We start from the raw sequence: 19,957 nt of genomic DNA, 5'->3' as shown, positions 1-19,957 counted from the left end.
TCCGCCGCCGGCTACCCCGCCCTGGGGACGAGCCGGCAGCGGGCCGGGCCGGCCGCCTGGAGGGTGATCGCGGGGGCGACCGGCACCTCGGTGTCGACCGCCTCGAAGCCGTGGCGCTGGAGGATCATCGCGAGCGCGATCACCGACTCCAGCATCGAGAAGTGCTGGCCGATGCAGGCCCGGGGGCCGCCGCCGAAGGGGAACCAGGCGTAGCGGGGCCGGGCGGCCTCCGCCTCGGGGGTGAAGCGGTCCGGGTCGAAGCGCTCGGCGTCGTCCCAGTAGGCGGGGTGCCGGTGGGTGACCCAGGGGGCGACGATGACGTCGGCGCCGGCCGGAATGGCGACGCCGCCGACCGTGGTGGCGGCGACGGCCCGCCGGCCGATGACGGGCGCGGCCGGGAAGAGCCGCATCGCCTCCTTGAGGACCCGGGTCACGTACGGCAGGGCGTCGAGGTCGGCCGCGCCGGGCGTGCGGCCCGCGAGGACCCGGTCGACCTCCTCGTGGGCGCGCCGCTGGACCTCCGGGTGGAGGGCGAGGAGGTGGAGGGCGAAGCCGAGGGAGGTGGCCGTCGTCTCGTGTCCCGCGAGCAGGAAGACGAGGACCTGCTCGCGCAGTTCGGTGGCGTCGAAGGCGCCGTCCTCGGCGCTCTCGGCCCGCATGAGGAGGGACAGCAGGTCGTCGCCGTCCCCGTCGGCCCGCCCGGCGGACCTCCGCTCGGCGATGATCCGGTCGCACTCCTCGTAGAGCGCCCGGTGGAGGGCCGCGGCCCGCTTGTTGCCGGGGGTGGGCCACTCGCGGGGCACGTTCACCGGGGAGTACCCGCGGCGGAGCACGTACGAGCCGACCCCGGGGAAGCAGCGTTCGACGACCTCGACGGCGGAGTCGACGTCGGTGCCGAAGAGGATGCGGGCGACCGCGCGCAGCGCCAGCCGGGTGGACTCGTGGAGGACGTCGACGGTGGTGTCGCCCGCCTTCTCCCACTCGGCGGTGAGGGCGTCGACCTCGGTGGCGACGGCGTCGGCGTAGCCGTCGACGCGCCGCTTGGTGAAGAGCGGCTGGACGAGCCGGCGCTGGCGCAGGTAGTCGTCGTCCTGACTGGTGAGCAGGCCGTTGCCGAAGGACTCGCGGATCTCCTGGTAGAAGGAGTTGTCCTTGCGGAAGTTGGCGGACTCGCCGGCGAGGACCTGCTGGGCGCCCTCGGCGGAGAAGACGGCATAGACGTGGGCGCGGATCCCGGGCGGGCCCGCGGAGATGCGGACGACGTCGCCGTGCTCGCGCCGGGCGCGCAGGAAGGTGCCGAGCGAGTCGTTCTTGAGGTCGAACATCGAGCCGACGAGCGGCAGTCCGGTGAGGACGGGTGCTTCGGTGCGGGTTTCGGTGGTCATGCGTCTTCCCCCTTGATCGCGGCGCCGTGGCGATTGTCCCGCAGGAAGTGACCGGGGGGTAGCTTCCGGCTGCGGGCCGTCCTGTTCTGGCCTGTTGGCCGGATCCGGGCGGCTGTCAGTGGCGTCTGGGAGGCTCGGCGGCATGGACGAGAACCACGAGGACGAGGCGGGCGGGCGCCCCGCGCCGGTCCTCCAGCTGACGATCGACTGCGCCGACCCGCGCCGGCTGGTGCCCTTCTGGGCGGAGGCGCTGCGGTACGCCCCCGAGCCGCCGCCCGAGGGCCATCCGAGCTGGCGGGCGTACTGGGAGGCGATCGGCGTCCCGGAGGAGGAGCTGGGCGAGGGGGCCGGGGACCTGCCGGAGTCCCTGGTCGACCCGGCGGGCACCGGTCCGCGGATCTGGTTCCAGCAGGTCCCGGAGCCGAAGACGGGGAAGAACCGCCTCCACCTGGACCTGAAGGTGGGCGGCGGACGCGGGGTGCCGCTCGCGGTGCGCCGGGCGCGGGTCGACGGGGAGGTGGCCCGGCTGACCGCCCTCGGCGCGACCGTGCTGTACGCGATGGACGAGCCGGACGGCATGGACTACTACGCGGTGGTGCTCCAGGACCCGGAGGGGAACGAGTTCTGCGTGGTGTGACGGCCGGGGCCGCCGGCCGTCCCGGGGGGAGCGGCCGGCGGCCCCGGGCCTGCCGACGTCGCGCGGGCCGGTCGGCCTCGTGGGTCAGTCGGCGTCGCGCGGGTCGAAGGAGCGGGTGTCGACGGTCAGCGGCGACGGGAAGGCACCGGCGACGGCGTCCCAGCGGGTGAACTTGAAGTTGGTGCCCTCGCGGTCGCCGTCCGCCGGGGTGGCCTCGCCGTCGTGGGTGACGAGCAGGCCCTGCGGGAAGGCGCTGCCCAGCGGCACGTTCACCACCGTGGAACCGTCGGAGTGCTGCACCCCGTCGGTGGCGGTGCCATCGGTGACGGCGAAGGAGCCGAGGTAGGCGTTGCCGTCCTCGCGCGCGTAGACGGCGAAGCTGTCGTCGCCCTGGCTGGAGGCGAGGACGTATCCGGCGCCGTCGTCACCGTGGTAGACGGTGACGCCCTCGGCGTCCGCGCTCAGGTGCTCGCCGCCGAGGCCCGGGTCGTGCGCGGTGTCGAGGACGCACTCCTCCTCGGCCTCGTCGTACGTCCACGGGGTGCCGTACTCGCGGACGCGGTCGAGGAGTTCGGGCCGCTCGAACTCCTCGTCGTCGAGCTCGATCCGCCAGAGGCCGACGGCCTCCTGGGCGGCGTAGAGGACGTGCTCCTCCTGGTCGACGGCCATGCCCTCGACCTGCGGCAGCTCGCCGGGGTCGGCGCAGGGCCGCCAGGAGGCGCCGCCCGGCAGGGCGAAGGACGTGGGCAGGTCGAGCGTGGACTCGGTGCGGTAGCCGACCCGGCCGCCGCGGTCCTCCAGCTCCAGGAGGCGCAGCCGGCTGCGCTCGCGCTGGGAGACGACGACGTAGGCGTCGTCTCCGTCGCGGTAGGCGGCGAGGCCGTAGGAGGTGTTCTGGTCGTCGACCTCGGCCTCGCTCGCGGCGAAGACGGGGGTGACGTCGGCGGCGGTGACGTCCCGCAGCGGGGCGCGGCCCGCGGCGACGGCGGCCGGGTCGATCGCGTAGGCGCGGATCCGGTCACGGCCGCGGTCGCTGACGACGGCGAGGTCGGTGCGGCGCCCGTTCAGCTCGAAGCCGTAGACGACGTCGACGTTGTTGAACCGCCCGGGGGCCGCGTCCTCGCCGGGGGCCGACGGGGCGGCGAGGTGCTGGAGGCGGCGGCCGTCGAGCCCGTAGACGTCGAGTCCGCCCTCCTTGAGGGTGCCGATGACGAGGCTGCGGCCGGGGCGCTCGGGGTCGACCCAGACGGCGGGGTCGTCCGCGTTCGCGTTGCCGCCCGCCTCGTCGTCGTACACGACGGGCGTCTCGGCGCGGGCGGTGACGGCCACGGGGTGGGGGGCGGCGGGAACCGCGGCCACCACGGTCAGTGCGGCGGCCAGGGCGGTCAGGGCGGAGGCGCTCACGGTACTCCTCGGTAGCGTTCTCGGACGGGCCGAGACGTTACGGAGGCGGGGTGGAGCGGCCCTTGCGGAGCCGTGAATTCCGAACGGCCGTACGGAACACGCCCGTAGCATCGCGTGGATGGGGACGGACATCGACGGCGTGATCGAGGTGCGCGGGGCCGACGGCCGGTGGACGGCGGGCGACCGGCTGCCCGACTGCGCGCTGGTGCGGGACGAGGACGCGCGGGAGTGCCTCTTCGGGTACGGCGGGGCGCTCCAGGTGGAGCGGCCCCTGTTCGACGCGCGGGGCGTCCCGGACGGCGCCTCGGAGGACGTCCTCGACGACGAGGTCGACCACAGCCACTCGTACGCCACCTGGGCCGAGGTGGCGGCCGTCGACTGGGACGCGCCGCTGAACGACCGCGCCGACGGCAACCACCTCGCGGTGTGGGTGCCGGGCCCGGGCGGGGACCTCGTCCTCGACCACGTGCGGTGGGCCCCGGCCGAGGTCCTCGACGCCTCGGAGGAGGTCTTCGGCGAGGACCTGTGGCCGTACGAGTGGCCGCCCGGCGGCGAGGTGCCGTGGGAGGGGGCGGTCTACCGGCCGGTGGTGTACACGCCCCGGATGTTCGCCCCGCCGGACGGGGACCGCTGGGGCCCGGTCTGGGCGGTCATGCGCGGCCTGGCGGCCGTCCACGGTGACGAGAACGTCCGCCTGGTCGTCTGGTTCGGCTGAGACCGGGCCCCGCCCGGAGGGCTACTTGCCGAGGGCGCGGCTGATGACCATCCGCTGGATCTCGCTGGTGCCCTCGAAGATCGTGTAGATCGCGGCGTCGCGGTGCATGCGCTCGACCGGGTACTCGCGGGTGTAGCCGTTGCCGCCGAGGATCTGGATCGCCTGGGCCGTGACGGACTTGGCGACCTCGCTCGCGTACAGCTTCGACATGGAGCCCTCGGCGTTCGTGAAGGGCTTGCCGGCGGTGGCCATCCAGGAGGCGCGCCACACCAGCAGGCGGGCCGCGTCGATCTGGGTGGCCATGTCGGCGAGCTGGAAGGCGACGCCCTGGTTCTCGATGATCGGGCGGCCGAACTGCACGCGGGTCTTCGCGTAGTCGAGGGCGACCTCGTAGGCGGCGCGGGCGGTGCCGACGGCCATGGCGCCGACCGCCGGGCGGGACGCCTCGAAGGTGGCCATGGCGGCGTTCTTGACCCTCTCGCCGCCGCCCGCCTTCGCCTTCTCGCGGGCGCGGGCGAGGCGCTCGTCGAGCTTGTCCTTGCCGCCGAGGAGGCAGGAGCCGGGGATCCGCACGTCCTCCAGGACGACCTCGGCGGTGTGCGAGGCGCGGATGCCGTGCTTCTGGAACTTCTGGCCCTGGGAGAGGCCGGGGGTGTCCGGCGGCACGATGAAGGAGGCGTGGCCCTTGGAGCCGAGCTCCGGGTCGACGACCGCGACGACGACGTGGACGTTGGCGATGCCGCCATTGGTCGCCCAGGTCTTGGTGCCGTTGAGCACCCACTCGTCCTTGGCCTCGTCGTAGACGGCCCGGGTGCGCATGGAGGCGACGTCGGAGCCGGCGTCGGGCTCGGAGGAGCAGAAGGCGGCGACCTTCACGTCGTTCGCGTCGCCGTACATCTGGGGCACCCAGGTGCCGATCTGCTCCTCGGTGCCGTTGGCGAGGACGCCGACGGCGGCGAGGCCGGTGCCGACGATGGAGAGCGCGATGCCGGCGTCGCCCCAGAAGAGCTCCTCCATGGTCATCGGGACGCCGAGGCCGGTGGGGTCGAAGAACTGCTGGGCGTAGAAGTCGAGGGAGTAGATTCCGAGCTTGGCCGCCTCCTGGATGATCGGCCAGGGGGTCTCCTCACGCTCGTCCCACTCGGCGGCGGCCGGCCGCATGACGTCCGCGGCGAAGCCGTGAAGCCAGTCACGGACTTCCCTCTGGTCGTCATTGAGCTCGAACGTGAACTCGGCCATGTTCCCTCCCAGCAGTACGTTACTTGCGGTAACACCAGTCTGTTACCGGCGGGTACGGCTGTCAACCTGCGGGTCCTCCCGCGCGAAGCGGATCAGGCGGTTCGGCACAGCATGCCGGTCGGGTGTTACGTTGCGACAGCCTCAGGTCATCGCACGGGCGGGGAGACACGCTTATGGACATCGCACACCGGACCACCGACCAGCAGAAGCCCGCCGAGCAGCGGCGGCGCGAACTGCTGGAGGCGGCGGACCGGGTGGTGCTGCGCGACGGACCCAAGGCCTCCATGAACGCGATCGCGGCCGAGGCGGGCATCACCAAGCCCATCCTCTACCGCCACTTCGGCGACAAGGGCGGCCTCTACCGCGCCCTCGCCACCCGCCACACCGACGCCCTCCTCGCCTCGCTGCGGGCCGCGCTCGACGCCCCCGCCGACCGGCGCCGCCGCGTCGAGGCCACCCTCGACACCTACCTCGCCTCCATCGAGGCGATGCCGCAGGTCTACCGCTTCCTCATGCACCCGGCCGAGGAGTCCCACCAGTCCGAGCAGGGCTTCGACGTCGGCCGCCACTCCGCACCGCTGCTGCGCCGCATGGGCGAGGAACTGGGCCAGGTCATCGCCGAGCGCGTCGACCTCGGCCCGGCCGCCGACGCGCAGGCCCGGATCTGGGGCCACGGCATCGTCGGCATGATGCACGCGGCCGGCGACTGGTGGCTCGGCGAGCGCCCCTGCTCCCGCGCCGAGCTCGTCCGCTCCCTCGCGGACCTCCTCTGGGGCCGCCTCGCCGAGGCCGACGACCGGCCCGACGGCCCGGGCTTCTAACCGCGTGCGCCCTGCCGGGGCGGGGTGGCGGGAGCGACCACGGGGCGGGGCGGGGCCGGTGGGGCGGGGCCCGCCGATCGCGGGCGGGCGGGCTCGGAGCCGTACCGGAAAGGCGTGCGTCAGGACTCCAGCGCGGACGCGCCGGCACCCCAGGGCCGCTTGCGGATCGCGCGGACCAGACGTGATCTCCGCCACCCCGTGACGCGCTCCGCGTAGACGCGGCCCTCCAGGTGGTCCAGCTCGTGGAGGAGGCAGCGGGCGAAGAAGCCGGTGCCCTCGACGCGCACGGGCGTGCCGTCCGCGCGGACCCCCTCCACCACCGCGCGGTCGAAGCGGGCGACCGGCGCCTCCAGGCCCGGCAGGGAGAGGCAGCCCTCCGGGCCGCGGTACTCGTCGCCGTCCGCCTCCACCAGGCGCGGGTTCACCACGTGCCCCAGGTGCCGCACCTCCTCGTCGTCCGGGCAGTCGTAGACGAAGACCCGCAGCCCCACGCCCACCTGGTTGGCGGCGAGACCGACGCCGTGCGCCGCGTACATGGTGGCGAACATCGACTCCACCAGGGCGTCGAGTCCGGGGCCGAACTCGGTGACGGGGGCGCAGGGCGCGTGCAGCACGGGGTCGCCGAGCAGGGTCATCGTCCGGACGACGCCGGAGCTGCCGGGGATGGGGCGGTTTCGCATGGCCGTAAGGGTACGGTCCGCCGTGACCTCCTCATTTCATACGGTCGGCACGGTGCCGTGGTTCGGGCTCCTGGCCGGTTCTCGATAGGCTGAGCCCCGACCGACGCAAGGAGGATCAAGGACGATGTCAGGACACCCCGGTAATCCAGAGCCGCTGTCACCGCGCGCCAAGCTGGCCGTGACCGCGGGCAAGGCAGCCGCCGCGGTGTCGCGGGCGGCCGGTCGCGGCAGTGGATCGGTGATCGGCGGCCGGGTGGCGCTCAAGCTCGACCCCGACCTGCTGGGACGGCTCGCGCAGCACCTGGACGTCGTCCTCGTGTCCGCCACCAACGGCAAGACCACCACGACCCGGCTGATCGCCGAGGCGCTGCGGGCCAGCGGCCCGGTGGTCTCCAACGCCCTCGGCGCCAACATGCCCGCGGGCATCACCTCCGCCCTCGCCGGCGGCAGTGACGCCAAGTACGGCGTGATCGAGGTCGACGAGAAGTACCTCGCCGGCGTCGCCCGCGACACCACCCCCAAGGCGATCGCGCTGCTCAACCTCTCCCGCGACCAGCTCGACCGCGCCGCCGAGACGCGGATGCTCGCCGAGAAGTGGCGCGAGGGACTCAACGGCTCCAAGGCCGTCGTCATCGCCAACGCCGACGACCCGCTGATCGTGTGGGCCGCCTCCTCCTCGCCCAACGTGGTGTGGGTCGCGGTCGGGCAGGAGTGGAAGGACGACGCCTGGTCGTGCCCCTCCTGCGGCGGTGTCCTCCAGCGCCCCGGCGACGACTGGTTCTGCGGCGAGTGCGGCTTCCGCCGCCCCGCCCCGAGCTGGGCGCTCAGCGGCGACCACGTGCTCGACCCGCACGGCTCGGCCTGGCCGATTCGGCTCCAGCTGCCCGGCCGCGCCAACAAGGCGAACGCCGCCACCTCGGCCGCCGTCGCCGCCGTCTTCGGCGTCCCGCCGCAGGTCGCCCTGGAGCGCATGTACCAGGTGCAGGCCGTGGCCGGCCGCTACGACGTGGTCACCTTCCAGGACCGGCAGCTGCGGCTGCTGCTCGCCAAGAACCCGGCGGGCTGGCTGGAGACCTTCTCCCTCATCGACCCGCCGCCGACGCCGGTCATCCTCTCCGTCAACGCGCGCGGAGCCGACGGCACCGACACCTCCTGGCTGTGGGACGTCGACTACGGCCGGCTCGCCGGCCACCCGATCATGGTGATCGGCGACCGCCGGCTGGACCTCGCGGTCCGCCTGGAGGTCGCGGGCGTCGACTTCCGCGTCTGCGAGACGATCGACGAGGCCGTCGCCATGGCCCCGCCCGGGCAGATCGAACTGATCGCGAACTACACCGCGTTCCAGGACGTCCGCCGCCGCGTGGGCAACTGACCCCGCCCCGACTCGCAGAAGGACTTGCAGCATGACCGACAGCAGCCTGCGTGTGGTCTGGGTCTACCCGGACCTGCTCAGCACCTACGGCGACCAGGGCAACGTCCTCGTCGTCGAGCGCCGCGCCCGCCAGCGCGGCCTCAGCGTCGAGCGCGTCGACGTCCGCAGCGACCAGCCCGTCCCCACCTCCGGCGACATCTACCTGATCGGCGGTGGCGAGGACCGGCCGCAGCGGCTCGCGGCCGAGCGGCTGCGCCGCGACGGCGGCCTCTCCCGGGCCGCCTCCAACGGCGCGATCATCTTCTCGGTCTGCGCCGGCTACCAGATCCTGGGCCACGAGTTCGTCAACGACCTCGGCGCGCGCGAGCCGGGCCTCGGCCTGCTCGACGTGACCACGGTCCGCGGCGAGGGCGCCCGCTGCGTCGGCGACGTGCTCGCCGACATCGACCCGCACCTGGGCCTCCCCCAGCTGACCGGCTTCGAGAACCACCAGGGCGTCACCCACCTCGGCCCGACGGCCCGCCCCTTCGCGCGGACCGTCTTCGGCAACGGCAACGGCACCGGCGACGGCACCGAGGGCGCGTACAACGACACCGTCTTCGGCACCTACATGCACGGCCCCGTGATGGCCCGCAACCCGCAGATCGCGGACCTGATGCTGAAGCTGGCCCTCGACGTGAACGCGCTGCCGCCGACCGACGACCGGTGGTACGAGGCGCTGCGCGCCGAGCGCATCGCGGCCGCCTCGCAGCCCGCCTGACGGTCCCTCGGGCACCCCGCGAAGGCGCACGTCTGAGCGGGTTACCGCACATTGGATTCGTAAGCAAATACGGTGTCCAATCTGCGGACATCCGGTTCGGCCCCGCCACCCGGCAACGATAGGGTGGCGGGGATCCAGCCGGACGACGTGGTCCGGGAGTCGGCCCACGTTGCAAAGGTTTTTGGGCTATGCGCATTGGTGTGCTCACCTCCGGCGGAGACTGCCCCGGTCTGAACGCCGTCATCCGTTCCGTCGTGCACCGGGCCGTCGTCGACCACGGTGACGAGGTCATCGGCTTCCACGACGGGTGGAAGGGCCTCCTGGAGTGCGACTACCGGAAGCTCGACCTCGACGCGGTGGGCGGCATCCTCGCCCGCGGCGGCACCATCCTCGGCTCCTCCCGCGTCCAGCCCGCCCACCTCGTGGACGGCGTCGAGCGCGCCCGCGGCCACGTCGCCGACCTCGGCCTCGACGCGATCATCCCGATCGGCGGCGAAGGCACCCTCAAGGCCGCCCACCTCCTCTCCGAGGCCGGCCTCCCCATCGTCGGCGTCCCGAAGACCATCGACAACGACATCGCGTCGACCGACGTCACCTTCGGCTTCGACACCGCCGTCACCGTGGCCACCGAGGCCCTCGACCGGCTCAAGACCACCGCCGAGTCCCACCAGCGCGTCCTCGTCGTCGAGGTCATGGGCCGTCACACCGGCTGGATAGCACTCCACTCGGGCATGGCCGCCGGCGCCCACGCCGTCGTCGTCCCGGAGCGCCCCTTCGACATCGACGAACTGACCGCCCGCGTCGGCGCCCGCTTCGAGGACGGCAAGCGCTTCGCCATCGTCGTCGTCGCCGAGGGCGCGAAGCCGCTGGAGGGCTCCTCCATGGACTTCAAGACCGCCGGCACCGACATCTACGGCCACGAGCGCTTCACCGGCGTCGCCAACCAGCTCTCCGTCGAGCTGGAGCGCCGGCTCGGCAAGGAGGCCCGCCCGGTCATCCTCGGCCACGTCCAGCGCGGCGGCACCCCCACCGCCTACGACCGCGTCCTCGCCACCCGCTTCGGCTGGCACGCGGTCGAGGCCGCGCACCGCGGCGAGTTCGGCATGCTGACCTCGCTGCGCGGCACCGACATCGTGATGGTGCCGCTCGGCAGTGCCGTCGAGACGCTGAAGACGGTCCCCGCGGACCGCTACGCCGAGGCCGAGTGCGTGCTCTGAGCACTCCACGGGCCCGCCCCGGCACGACACCCGCCCCCGGCCGCGAACGCGGCCGGGGGCGGTTCTAGTCTGGTGCGGACAACAAGCGCGAAACGGGCTCGGCGCGCAATGGGCTCCAGGAGTAAGCGATGGATCACAGCGGGCACGGCATGACCACGGATCTGCCGCCGTTCACGCTGGGGCGGGGCCTGGAGTTCTCTCCCGACCTGTTCTTCCTCTTCGGGTGCCTCGCGGCGCTCGGCCTGTACGGGTGGGGGGTCGCCCGGCTGCGGCGGCGCGGCGACGCCTGGCCGGTCGCCCGGACCGTGCTCTTCACCGCCGGCGTGCTCACCATCGCGCTGGTGATGTGCACCAAGCTGAACGACTACGGCATGGTCATGTTCAGCGTCCACATGGTGCAGCACATGGTGATCTCCATGGTCTCGCCGATCCTGCTGCTGCTCGGCGCGCCGGTGACGCTGGCCCTGCGGGCGCTGCCGGTGGCCGGCCGCGGCTCCCTCGGCCCGCGCGAGCTGCTGCTCAAGCTGCTGCACAGCCGGTACATGCGGATCGTCACGCACCCGGCGTTCACCATCAGCATGTTCATCGCCAGCCTCTACGGCCTCTACTTCACCTCGCTCTTCGACACCCTGATGGCGTCGAAGCCGGGACACATCGCGATGATGGTCCACTTCCTCGCCGTGGGCCTGGTCTTCTTCTGGCCGATCATGGGCGTGGACCCGGGCCCGCACCGGCCGGGCTATGTGATGCGGATGCTGGAGCTCTTCGCCGGCATGCCGTTCCACGCCTTCTTCGGCATCGCGATGATGATGGCGACCCAGCCGCTGGTGAAGGCGTACGAGAACCCGCCGGCCTCGCTGGGCATCGACGCGCTCGCCGACCAGAACGCGGCGGGCGGCATCGCCTGGGCCTTCAGCGAGATCCCGTCGGTGCTGGTGCTGATCGCGCTGGTCTACCAGTGGTACCACTCCGAGCAGCGGCAGGCGGCCCGCAAGGACCGCCAGGCCGACCGGGACGGCGACAAGGAGCTGGCGGAGTACAACGCCTACCTCGCCTCGCTGCAGGCACGCGGACGCTGAGCCGGCGCGCGGACGCCGGTCCGGCGGACGGAGCCCCCGGGACCCTCGGGTCCCGGGGGCTCCGCGCTGTCCGGCGCACGCCGGGAGCGTCCGGGGAGTAGCGCGCGCCCCCGGTGGGGAGTCACGATGGGAGAGCGGCTTCCCGGGCCCCGGTCGGGGTCCCGGCGCGGGCCGCGGAGGAGGGCGGGCGGATGTCCGGTTCCACGAAGGCGATGACGATCGTCACCTGCGCCGTCCTGGTGCTGATCACCGCGTACACGGTGGCGCTCGGCAGCAGCGGCTGGCTCTGGTTCGGCTGGATCGTGCTCGGGGTCGCGACGATCGGCATGGCGGCGGCGGACAGCACCGAGACGGTCACCGCCCACCGCCGTCCACGCGCGGGCGGGACGGGCCCGGCACCGCGCTGACCGGAGGCTCCCTCACATGTGCCGGTTCGCGTAGTACTGCTCGATGAGCCGGATGAACGTGACGTCGTCCTCGTTCTGGCCGGACTCGAAGTCCGGCGACTCGCGGACCTGCTCCTTGGTGCAGGTGACGTGCACGGTCTCGTTCTCCCGGTCCACCCGGCCGACGAGCCCGGCGGGCAGGACGACCTTGTGGCCGAGGATCCACGGCCCGGTGTCCACGACCAGGTAGGACCGGCCGACGTCCTCCGTGTGCCGGTCGACCTTGCCGATCCTCCCGTCGGTGGCCTCCACCGCGTAGCCGATCAGGGTGTCGCCCGGCACGTGGCCGGAGGACTCCGCGTAGCCCCACATGTCGGTGCTCATGGCGTGCCTCCTCCCCGGGTTGACTGCTGTGCCCCGCGCCTACCCGGGTCCGGGGTGATCATCCGCCGTGTCCGGAGGGGTGCTCAGCGCGGGGCGAGGACGATCCAGACCTGTCCGGGGGCGAAGGCGAGGGGGCTGCCGTCGGGGGTGGTGAAGGCGGTGCCGCCGGCCGGGTCGGGGCGGGACCAGCGGGCCTCGTACGCCCGCCCGTCGCGCAGCACGGTCGCGGTGCCGGATCCGGTGGTCTCGGTGTACGGCGAGACGGCGCCGTTGACGTCGCGGAAGGCGGAGGACCGTATCGTCACGCGCTGGACGACGACGGTGGCGGGGGTGGGCGGACCGCTGTCGGTGTCGGTCGCGGCGCGTCCGTCGATGGCGACGCGCCAGCCGTGGGCGGCGGCGGACCACGTGAAGGTGTAGCGGGCGGCCGGGAAGCGGACGGTCTCGGCGGTGGTCGCGGTGCCGCCGGCGGGCGCGGCGCCGAAGCGCAGCCCGACGGGGCGGACGTCGGAGGCGTCGGGGGCGGCGGCGAGGGCGCGCGCGGGGCGCAGGTAGAGGTTGTGCGGGGCGGGCCGGTCCGCGGAGCGGCGGAAGGCGCCGGGCGCGGTGGACTCGCTGACCAGGTCGAGGGGCGCGGCTTCGAGGAGCGGGTTCAGGGCGCGCTGGGCGCCGGAGTAGGCGAGGGCGGGGTGGCCGAAGGGGCGCAGCAGGGAGAGGTCGGACTCGCGGGCGCTGCGGACGGGGCCGATGCTGTCGGGGATCCGGGAGGAGTAGACGGCGAGCAGCCGGGTGACGCCGCCCTCGACCTGTTCGACGTAGACGAGGTCGGCGGCGCCGAGGCCGGTGTGGGGGCGGGCCGCCGCCACGTTGTCGATCTTGACGGCGAGGACGGGGCCGGTCCGGGCGGGCAGTCCGGTGAGCGGGGAGACGCCGCTCGGGGCGGCGGTGGGCGTGCGCGTCGGCGTCGGGTCCGCGGGACCCGAGCCTGTGCAGCCGTACAGTCCGGCCGCGGCCACCACGCAGAGCAGCGCGGTGAGCGCCCGCCCGGGAGCCCGGGGTCCGTGCGCGTCTGGCATCTCGGCCTCCCGGGTGAGAGTCGGGCCGCTCCCACCAGTGGACCACGGGCGGCCGGGGCGTTACAACGGGCGTGACGGACGACGAACGGGGGTCCCGGTGTTCTACCGGCTGCTGAAGTACGTACTGCTCGGACCGCTGCTGAAACTGCTGTTCCGGCCGAGGGTGGAGGGGATCGAGCACATCCCGGAGGAGGGCGCGGCGATCGTGGCGGGCAACCACCTGTCCTTCTCCGACCACTTCCTGATGCCGGTGGTGCTCGACCGGCGGATCACCTTCCTGGCGAAGCAGGAGTACTTCACCGGGCCGGGGCTGAAGGGGAGGCTGACGGCGGCGTTCTTCCGGGCGGCCGGGCAGATCCCGGTGGACCGCTCGGGCAAGGAGGCCGGGCGGGCGGCGATCCGCGAGGGCCTCGGGGTGCTGGCGAAGGACGAGCTGCTCGGGATCTACCCGGAGGGCACCCGCTCGCACGACGGGCGGCTGTACAAGGGCAAGGTCGGGGTGGCGGTGATGGCGCTGACGGCCGGGGTGCCGGTGGTGCCGTGCGCGATGGTCGGCACCTTCGAGATCCAGCCGCCGGGGCGGGTGGTGCCGCGGATCCGGCGGGTGACGATCCGGTTCGGGGAGCCGCTGGACTTCTCGCGCTTCGCGGGCTCGGCGGACGAGCGGGCGGTGGTCCGGGCGGTCACGGACGAGATCATGTACGCGGTCATGCGGCTGTCGGGCCAGGAGTACGTGGACGAGTACGCGGCCGTGGTGAAGGCGGCGGCCGCCGACGGGTGAGCGGAGGAACGGCGGAGGGGCGGTCGTCGGACGACCGCCCCTCCTGGCGTCAGCCCCTGGCCGGGACCGCCGGTGCTACGGCTGGGGCGCGGCGTGCGGGGCGCACGTCTGGTCCGTGGCGTCCACCTCGCCGGTCAGCAGGTACGCCTCGACCTTGGGGTTGAGGCACGGGTTGACCAGGTTGGTGATGCCGTGCGAGCCGGCGTCCTTCTCCGTGATCAGGCGCGAGCCCTTGAACCGCTTGTGCAGTTCCACGGCGCCCTCGTACGGGGTGGCGGCGTCGCGCTCGGACTGGGTGATGAGCACGGGCGGCAGGCCCTTGCCCGTCTTCACCTGCACGGGCTTCTGGCTCGGCGCCTTCCAGGTGGCGCAGGGCAGGTTCATCCAGGCGTTCGCCCAGGTCATGAACGGGTACCGCTCGTGGAGGCGGGAGTTGTCCCGGTCCCACTTCTTCCAGCTGGTCGGCCACGGGGCGTCCGCGCACTCGACCGCCGTGTAGACGGCGTTGCCGTTCTCCGAGGCGATGTTGCCGGCGGTGTCGGTGAGGTCGGCCGCGGCGTTGTCGATCAGCGGCTGCGGGTCGCCTGCGGCGTACGCGCTCCACGCCTCGGCCACGGGGGCCCACATGGAGTCGTAGTACGGGGCGTTCTGGAAGAAGCCGATCAGCTCGGCCGGTCCGACCTTGCCGCCGAGGGGCTCCTTCTTGGCGGCCGCGCGCAGGGTCTCCCACTGCTGCCGGACCTCCGCGAGGGTGTCCCCGAGGTGGTAGGCGGCGTCGTTCCGCGCGACCCAGGTCATCCAGTCGGTGAGCCGGCCCTCGAAGGCGATGTCCTGGCCGAGGTTGGCCTCGTACCAGATGGACCGGGTCGACGGGTTCACGACGCTGTCCAGCACCATCCGCCGGACGTGGTCCGGGAAGAGGGTGCCGTAGACGGCGCCGAGGTAGGTGCCGTACGAGACGCCGACGAAGTTGAGCTTCTTCTCGCCGAGGGCGGCGCGGATGACGTCGAGGTCGCGCGCGGTGTTCGGCGTCGTCATGTGCGGGAGCATGTCGCCGCTCTTCTCGGCGCAGCCCGCGGCGTACTCGGCGGCGAGCTTGCGCTGCGCCCGCTTGTCGGCCTCGCTGTCCGGGACCGGGTCGGGCTTGGGGCCCTTGACGAACTCGGTCGGGTCGACGCAGGAGATCGGGGCGGACTTGCCGACGCCGCGCGGGTCGAAGCCGACGAAGTCGTAGGCCTTGGCGGCGTTCGCCCAGATCTTGTTGTTCGTGGTCACGCGGCGCGGGAAGCGCAGGCCGGAACCGCCGGGGCCGCCGGGGTTGTAGAGGAGCGCGCCCTGGCGCTCGGCCGGGGTGCCGGTGGCGGCGATCCGGTCGACGGCGAGCTTGATCTTCTTCCCGTACGGCTTGGCGTAGTCGACCGGCACGGTGACCCAGCCGCACTGGATCGGCTTCTCCAGGCCCCAGTCGGCGGGACAGTCCTGCCAGTCGACGCCGGCGCGGGCGGCCCGGTCCGCGGCGACCGCGACGCCGTTCGCCTCGGCGTCGCGTCCGTGGCGCGCGGCGCCGCTGTCGGCGCTGGCCATCGGAGCCGCGAGCGCGCCCGCCACGAGTGTGCCAGCGATGAGCGTGCCGGCGGAGCCGAGCACTGCCGTGCGTCGTCTCACAGGTCCTCCCCCTGTAGGTGGTCGTCTGTTCGGGCGATCCTTTCGTCAGGGAGGCCCCGCCGTCAGTGCGAACGCACGTTTCTTTGCCGAACCCATAACCGGATCCGGGCGTCCGGTGAGCGGTGCACCCGGATCCGTCTCACACGGGGGCGAGTTCGGCCAGCGCCGCGTCGAGGATCCGGCGCAGGACGAGCGCGTCGGGGGCGACGGCGGTGACGAGGGCGGCCGGGCCGGCGAGCGGGGCGAGCACCGCGTGGTCGCCGAGCGGGCGCGCCGCCACCGGCTCCTCCTCGAACGCCGGGTCGACGACGAGGAGCTGGCCGGTGGCGCGGTGACCGGCGAGGACGGCGCCCCCGTCCCAGCCGCCGGGGGCGCCGGGGCCGTACGCGAGTTCCTGGTCGAGCAGCGGGCGGCCGGCGCGGCGGACGGTGAGCCGGGAGACCAGCGTGCCGGGCGGCTCGCCGTGGCGGCCGAGGACCTGCTCCTCGCGCAGCACCAGGCGCGCGGTGGGGTCGAGGTCGACGCCCGTGCGCACCCGCAGGTCGGAGCCGTGGGCGCTGACGAGCTGCTCGGGCAGCCAGTGCAGCACGGCGTCCGCGCCGACGCGGAGCCGGAGTTCGTACGCGGCCGGGTCCGGGACGCGGCCGGGCAGGGCCAGCGTGGCGGCGGCCGAGTCGACCCGCAGCCTGGCCCCGTCCCGCACCTCGGTCTCGATCGCGAGCCGGTCGCCGCCGAGCGGCGCGCTCATCGCGCCGACCACCGTCACCCGCGACCAGCCGGGCGCGGCGGCGCGGGTGCGGCGCGGGGCGAGCGGCCCGTCGCTCTCCAGGACCGGCAGGGAGCCGTCGGCCGCGGCGGCGATCCGGGCGGTGGCGCGCAGGCTCATGCGGTGGGCGCGGGCAGGGCCGTCCAGGCGGCGAGCCGCTCGCGCACCCAGTCGGCGACCGGGCCGACGCCCTCCGCCGAGCGCAGCGAGGTGAAGGCGACGGGCAGGTCGCCGCGCTGCTCGGCCGCGTCGCGGGCCATCCGGCCGAGGTCGGAGCCGACGTACGGGGCGAGGTCGGTCTTGTTGACGACGAGGAGGTCGGCGGTGGTGACGCCGGGGCCGCCCTTGCGGGGGATGTCGTCGCCGCCTGCGACGTCGATGACGAAGACCTGCGCGTCGACGAGGCCCTTGGAGAAGGTGGCGGTGAGGTTGTCGCCGCCGGACTCGACGAGGATCAGGTCGAGCGGCCCGACGGTGTCCTCCAGCTCCTCGACCGCTTCGAGGTTGGCGGAGATGTCGTCGCGGATGGCGGTGTGCGGGCAGGCGCCGGTCTCGACGGCCCGGATGCGCTCCGGCGGCAGCACGGCCTCGCGGAGCAGGAACTCGGCGTCCTCGCGGGTGTAGATGTCGTTGGTGACGACGGCGAGCGAGAGCGTGTCGCGCAGCCGGCGGCAGAGCGCGGCGACGGTGGCGGTCTTGCCGGAGCCCACGGGCCCGCCGAGCCCGATGCGCAGGGCGCGCCGGGTGCCGTCGGGGCGGTGCGCGTCGGCGGAGACGGCGCCGTGGTGGGTGTGGGCGTGGGCGTGGTCGAGGTGCATGGGAGTGCTCCAGTGTTACGAGGCGAAGAGGCGGACGGGCCAGGCCGCGTGCTGTTCGGCGGTGATGTCGAGGAGCGGCGCGGAGGCGGCGGGCAGCGCGTCGACGCCCTCGCGCGCGGCGGCGGTCGCCCGGGCGGCGACCTCGTCCATCGCGGGGGCGAGCCGCGCGAGGACGGCGGTCGCCTGGTACGGATCGAGGCCCAGGAGGCGTACGGTCGCCGTCGCCGGACCGCCGACCGTCTCGTACGCGGCGCAGTGCGCGGCGTCCTCGGGGCCGAGGCCGGCGGCCCGCGCCGTGGCGCCGAGGACGACGGGCTGGTGCGCGCCGCGCGGGAACGCGGCGGCGAGCGCGTCGAGTCCGGGGCCCGGCCAGGTGGCGCGGGCGGCCCGCATCAGCTGGCGGCCGAGCCGTCGGGCGGCGGCCCGGAGGGCGGGCGAGGGGGTGCGGGCGTCGGCGGCGGCGTCGAGCTCGTACGGGTCGAGGCCGAGCGCCGCACCGGCGGCGAGGCCGGCCGCGGTGAGCCCGGTGGTGTGCAGACGCCCAAGACAGAAGGCTTCCAGTCCGGCGGCGTCGCGGATCCGGCCCGCCTTGACGGCGGCCTCGGCGCCGCCGGAGTGCGCGTGCCCACCGGCGGGGAAGCGCCCGTCGGCGAGCACGAGCAGTGCGGAGCGCGTCATCAGAAGAGGAAGTAGCGCTGGGCCATGGGCAGCTCCGCGGCGGGCGCCGGCTCGACCGCCTCGCCGTCGATGGTGACGGTGAAGGTGTCGGCGTCGACCTCGACGCGTGGCACGGCGTCGTTCTCCCGCATGTCCGCCTTGGTGACGCGGCGGGTGGAGCGGATCGGGGTGAACTCCTTGGCCAGGCCGAGCCGCCGCGGCAGGTCGGCCTCGATCGCCGCCTCGGCGGTGAAGTTGACGGAGCCGGCCGCGGCCGCCCTGCCGAGGGCTCCGAACATCGGCCTCGGCAGCACCGGTTGGGGCGTGGGGATGGAGGCGTTGGCATCTCCCATCTGGGCGTACGCGATCTGGCCGCCCTTGAGGACCACGAGGGGCTTCACGCCGAAGAAGGCGGGCTCCCACAGGACGAGGTCGGCGAGCTTGCCCGGCTCGACGGAGCCGATGAGGTGGTCCATGCCCTGGGCGACGGCCGGGTTGATCGTGTACTTGGCGACGTAGCGGCGCACCCGGTGGTTGTCGGCGCGGCCGTCGCCCGGGAGCGCGCCGCGCCGCTTCTTCATGACGTGGGCGGTCTGCCAGGTCCGCAGGATCACCTCGCCGACCCGGCCCATGGCCTGGGAGTCGGAGGAGATGATCGAGAGGGCTCCGAGGTCGTGCAGGACGTCCTCGGCGGCGATGGTGGAGGGCCGGATCCGGGACTCGGCGAAGGCCAGGTCCTCGGGTACGGCCGGGTTGAGGTGGTGGCAGACCATCAGCATGTCGAGGTGTTCCTCGATGGTGTTGACGGTGTGCGGCCGGGTCGGATTGGTCGAGCTGGGCAGCACGTACGGCTCGGAGACCACGGTGATGATGTCCGGCGCGTGTCCGCCGCCCGCGCCCTCGGTGTGGTACGCGTGGATGGTCCGGCCCGCGATGGCGGCGAGGGTGTCGCCGACGAACCCGGCCTCGTTGAGGGTGTCGGTGTGGATGGCCAGCTGGACGCCGGTCTCCTCGCAGACGCCGAGGCAGGCGTCGATGACGGCGGGGGTGGCCCCCCAGTCCTCGTGGATCTTGAAGCCGAGGGCGCCGCCGCGCAGCTGGGAGTGCATGGCCTCGCGGGACATGGTGTTGCCCTTGCCGAGGAGGCCGATGTTGACGGGGAAGGTGTCGAGGGCCTCGAACATCCGGGCCATGTGCCAGGGCCCCGGGGTGACGGTGGTGGCCTTGGTGCCCTCGGCGGGGCCGGTGCCGCCGCCGACGAGGGTGGTGGTGCCGGTGGCGAGGGCCTGCTCGACGACGGTCGGCGAGATGAAGTGGATGTGGGTGTCGACGGCGCCGGCGGTGACGATCCGGCCGTTGCCGACGATCACCTCGGTCTCGGGCCCGATGACGAGGCCGGGGTGGACCCCGTCCATGGTGTCGGGGTTGCCCGCCTTGCCGAGGGCGGTGATCCGGCCGTCGCGGATGCCGATGTCCGCCTTGACGATCCCCCAGTGGTCGATGACCACCGCGCCGGTGATCACGGTGTCGGGGGCGCCTTCGGCGCGGGTGGTGCGGGCCTGGCCCATCGACTCGCGGATGACCTTGCCGCCGCCGAAGACGGCCTCCTCGCCGGCCCGGCCGGGGCCGCCGGAGCGGTCCTCCTCGATCTCCACCAGCAGGTCGGTGTCGGCGAGCCGGACGCGGTCGCCGGTGGTGGGGCCGAACAGGTCGGCGTACACGGCACGGTGGAGGTCAGGCACGGGGGTCTCCGTTCGGGACCGTGGCGTCGGGGGGACCGGCCGTCTCGCCGCGCGGGGCGGGGCCGTCGAGGGGGCCGGCGGTCTCGCCGCGCAGGCCCGGGACGATCCGGCGGCCGGCGATCGGCACGAGTTCGACCTCCACGGGGATGCCGGGCTCGAAGCGCACGGCGGTGCCGGCGGCGATGTGCAGCCGCAGGCCGCGGGCGGCCGCCCGGTCGAAGTCGAGACCGGGATTGACCTCGGCGAAGTGGTAGTGGGAGCCGACCTGGACGGGCCGGTCGGCGGCGTTCAGGACGGTGAGGCGGGTGACGGGGCGGCCCTCGTTGAGGGTCAGGGGCCCGTTCCCGTACAGGATCTCTCCGGGGATCATCGG

The 19,957-nt window shown here is 73.7% G+C and carries 21 protein-coding genes; 9 read left to right on the top strand and 12 right to left on the bottom strand.

Annotated elements, in window-relative coordinates; all coding sequences use genetic code 11:
- Nucleotides 1-11: 11 nt before the first annotated feature.
- Entirely contained in the window at nucleotides 12-1,385 is a 1,374-nt protein-coding gene (locus ACF1ED_RS31200; protein WP_391766155.1) for a cytochrome P450, read from the bottom strand.
- A gap of 142 nt (nucleotides 1,386-1,527) precedes the next feature.
- On the opposite strand from ACF1ED_RS31200, the gene ACF1ED_RS31195 reads away from it, so the two are divergent.
- Nucleotides 1,528-2,022 carry a VOC family protein gene (locus ACF1ED_RS31195; RefSeq protein ID WP_391766153.1) on the top strand — a complete coding sequence of 165 codons (495 nt, stop codon included), beginning with the start codon at nucleotides 1,528-1,530 and terminating at the stop codon, nucleotides 2,020-2,022.
- Nucleotides 2,023-2,106: 84 nt separating this feature from the next.
- On the opposite strand, the gene ACF1ED_RS31190 is transcribed toward ACF1ED_RS31195, so the two are convergent.
- Entirely contained in the window at nucleotides 2,107-3,426 is a 1,320-nt protein-coding gene (locus ACF1ED_RS31190) for a phytase (protein ID WP_391766151.1), read from the bottom strand.
- Nucleotides 3,427-3,544: 118 nt separating this feature from the next.
- Here ACF1ED_RS31190 and ACF1ED_RS31185 point away from each other — a divergent pair, with 118 nt between their 5' ends.
- A complete protein-coding gene (locus ACF1ED_RS31185; protein WP_391766149.1) occupies nucleotides 3,545-4,141 on the top strand; it encodes a hypothetical protein in 597 nt (198 codons plus the stop codon).
- 21 nt (nucleotides 4,142-4,162) lie between these two features.
- Here the strand turns inward: ACF1ED_RS31185 and ACF1ED_RS31180 are convergent, their stop codons facing one another.
- Nucleotides 4,163-5,380 (bottom strand): acyl-CoA dehydrogenase family protein, encoded by a 1,218-nt coding sequence (locus ACF1ED_RS31180; protein WP_391766147.1) that lies wholly within the window; start codon nucleotides 5,378-5,380, stop codon nucleotides 4,163-4,165.
- Between the two features lie 173 nt (nucleotides 5,381-5,553).
- Here ACF1ED_RS31180 and ACF1ED_RS31175 point away from each other — a divergent pair, with 173 nt between their 5' ends.
- Nucleotides 5,554-6,201: a TetR family transcriptional regulator gene (locus ACF1ED_RS31175; protein WP_391766145.1), complete on the top strand. Its 648-nt coding sequence runs from the start codon at nucleotides 5,554-5,556 to the stop codon at nucleotides 6,199-6,201.
- A 119-nt stretch (nucleotides 6,202-6,320) separates the two neighbouring features.
- Here the strand turns inward: ACF1ED_RS31175 and def are convergent, their stop codons facing one another.
- On the bottom strand, nucleotides 6,321-6,881 hold the full coding sequence (def, locus tag ACF1ED_RS31170) for a peptide deformylase (protein WP_391766143.1): 561 nt from the start codon (nucleotides 6,879-6,881) through the stop codon (nucleotides 6,321-6,323).
- Between the two features lie 124 nt (nucleotides 6,882-7,005).
- Between def and ACF1ED_RS31165 the strand changes: the two genes are divergently transcribed.
- From ACF1ED_RS31165 to ACF1ED_RS31145, 5 genes are all read left to right on the top strand, one after another.
- The gene (locus tag ACF1ED_RS31165; RefSeq protein WP_391766141.1) at nucleotides 7,006-8,253 is read left to right on the top strand and encodes a MurT ligase domain-containing protein; all 1,248 of its coding nucleotides are present in this window, start codon (nucleotides 7,006-7,008) and stop codon (nucleotides 8,251-8,253) included.
- A 31-nt stretch (nucleotides 8,254-8,284) separates the two neighbouring features.
- The gene (locus ACF1ED_RS31160) at nucleotides 8,285-9,013 is read left to right on the top strand and encodes a type 1 glutamine amidotransferase (RefSeq protein WP_391766139.1); all 729 of its coding nucleotides are present in this window, start codon (nucleotides 8,285-8,287) and stop codon (nucleotides 9,011-9,013) included.
- A 188-nt stretch (nucleotides 9,014-9,201) separates the two neighbouring features.
- The gene (locus ACF1ED_RS31155) at nucleotides 9,202-10,230 is read left to right on the top strand and encodes a 6-phosphofructokinase (protein ID WP_391766137.1); all 1,029 of its coding nucleotides are present in this window, start codon (nucleotides 9,202-9,204) and stop codon (nucleotides 10,228-10,230) included.
- A gap of 128 nt (nucleotides 10,231-10,358) precedes the next feature.
- Complete coding sequence (locus ACF1ED_RS31150; protein WP_391766135.1) at nucleotides 10,359-11,309, top strand: cytochrome c oxidase assembly protein; 951 nt, start codon at nucleotides 10,359-10,361, stop codon at nucleotides 11,307-11,309.
- 191 nt (nucleotides 11,310-11,500) lie between these two features.
- Nucleotides 11,501-11,716: a hypothetical protein gene (locus ACF1ED_RS31145; RefSeq protein WP_391766239.1), complete on the top strand. Its 216-nt coding sequence runs from the start codon at nucleotides 11,501-11,503 to the stop codon at nucleotides 11,714-11,716.
- 12 nt (nucleotides 11,717-11,728) lie between these two features.
- On the opposite strand, the gene ACF1ED_RS31140 is transcribed toward ACF1ED_RS31145, so the two are convergent.
- Together ACF1ED_RS31140 and ACF1ED_RS31135 are read right to left on the bottom strand one after the other, a co-directional pair.
- Complete coding sequence (locus ACF1ED_RS31140; protein WP_391766133.1) at nucleotides 11,729-12,079, bottom strand: PRC-barrel domain containing protein; 351 nt, start codon at nucleotides 12,077-12,079, stop codon at nucleotides 11,729-11,731.
- Nucleotides 12,080-12,162: 83 nt separating this feature from the next.
- On the bottom strand, nucleotides 12,163-13,155 hold the full coding sequence (locus tag ACF1ED_RS31135; protein ID WP_391766131.1) for a DUF3048 domain-containing protein: 993 nt from the start codon (nucleotides 13,153-13,155) through the stop codon (nucleotides 12,163-12,165).
- 97 nt (nucleotides 13,156-13,252) lie between these two features.
- Between ACF1ED_RS31135 and ACF1ED_RS31130 the strand changes: the two genes are divergently transcribed.
- Nucleotides 13,253-13,936, top strand: a complete 684-nt coding sequence (locus tag ACF1ED_RS31130) for a lysophospholipid acyltransferase family protein (RefSeq protein WP_391766129.1) — start codon at nucleotides 13,253-13,255, stop codon at nucleotides 13,934-13,936.
- A 75-nt stretch (nucleotides 13,937-14,011) separates the two neighbouring features.
- On the opposite strand, the gene ACF1ED_RS31125 is transcribed toward ACF1ED_RS31130, so the two are convergent.
- The 6 genes from ACF1ED_RS31125 to ACF1ED_RS31100 form a co-directional block, all read right to left on the bottom strand.
- Nucleotides 14,012-15,601 carry an alpha/beta hydrolase gene (locus ACF1ED_RS31125; protein ID WP_391766127.1) on the bottom strand — a complete coding sequence of 530 codons (1,590 nt, stop codon included), beginning with the start codon at nucleotides 15,599-15,601 and terminating at the stop codon, nucleotides 14,012-14,014.
- Nucleotides 15,602-15,740: 139 nt separating this feature from the next.
- A complete protein-coding gene (locus ACF1ED_RS31120; protein WP_391766125.1) occupies nucleotides 15,741-16,487 on the bottom strand; it encodes an urease accessory protein UreD in 747 nt (248 codons plus the stop codon).
- Nucleotides 16,484-17,185 (bottom strand): urease accessory protein UreG, encoded by a 702-nt coding sequence (gene ureG, locus ACF1ED_RS31115; protein WP_391766123.1) that lies wholly within the window; start codon nucleotides 17,183-17,185, stop codon nucleotides 16,484-16,486. Before ureG ends, ACF1ED_RS31120 begins: the two co-directional genes overlap by 4 nt.
- Nucleotides 17,186-17,200: 15 nt before the next feature.
- Entirely contained in the window at nucleotides 17,201-17,863 is a 663-nt protein-coding gene (locus tag ACF1ED_RS31110; protein ID WP_391766121.1) for an urease accessory protein UreF, read from the bottom strand.
- Complete coding sequence (locus ACF1ED_RS31105; RefSeq protein WP_391766119.1) at nucleotides 17,863-19,584, bottom strand: urease subunit alpha; 1,722 nt, start codon at nucleotides 19,582-19,584, stop codon at nucleotides 17,863-17,865. Before ACF1ED_RS31105 ends, ACF1ED_RS31110 begins: the two co-directional genes overlap by 1 nt.
- The gene (locus ACF1ED_RS31100) at nucleotides 19,577-19,954 is read right to left on the bottom strand and encodes an urease subunit beta (RefSeq protein WP_391766117.1); all 378 of its coding nucleotides are present in this window, start codon (nucleotides 19,952-19,954) and stop codon (nucleotides 19,577-19,579) included. Before ACF1ED_RS31100 ends, ACF1ED_RS31105 begins: the two co-directional genes overlap by 8 nt.
- Between the last annotated feature and the right edge of the window lie 3 nt (nucleotides 19,955-19,957).

This window comes from Streptomyces sp. NPDC014656 (genome assembly GCF_043084305.1).
GTDB lineage: Bacteria > Actinomycetota > Actinomycetes > Streptomycetales > Streptomycetaceae > Streptomyces.
The sequence above is the reverse complement of the archived record's forward strand: the minus strand, read 5'-3'. Positions and strand labels throughout refer to the sequence as shown.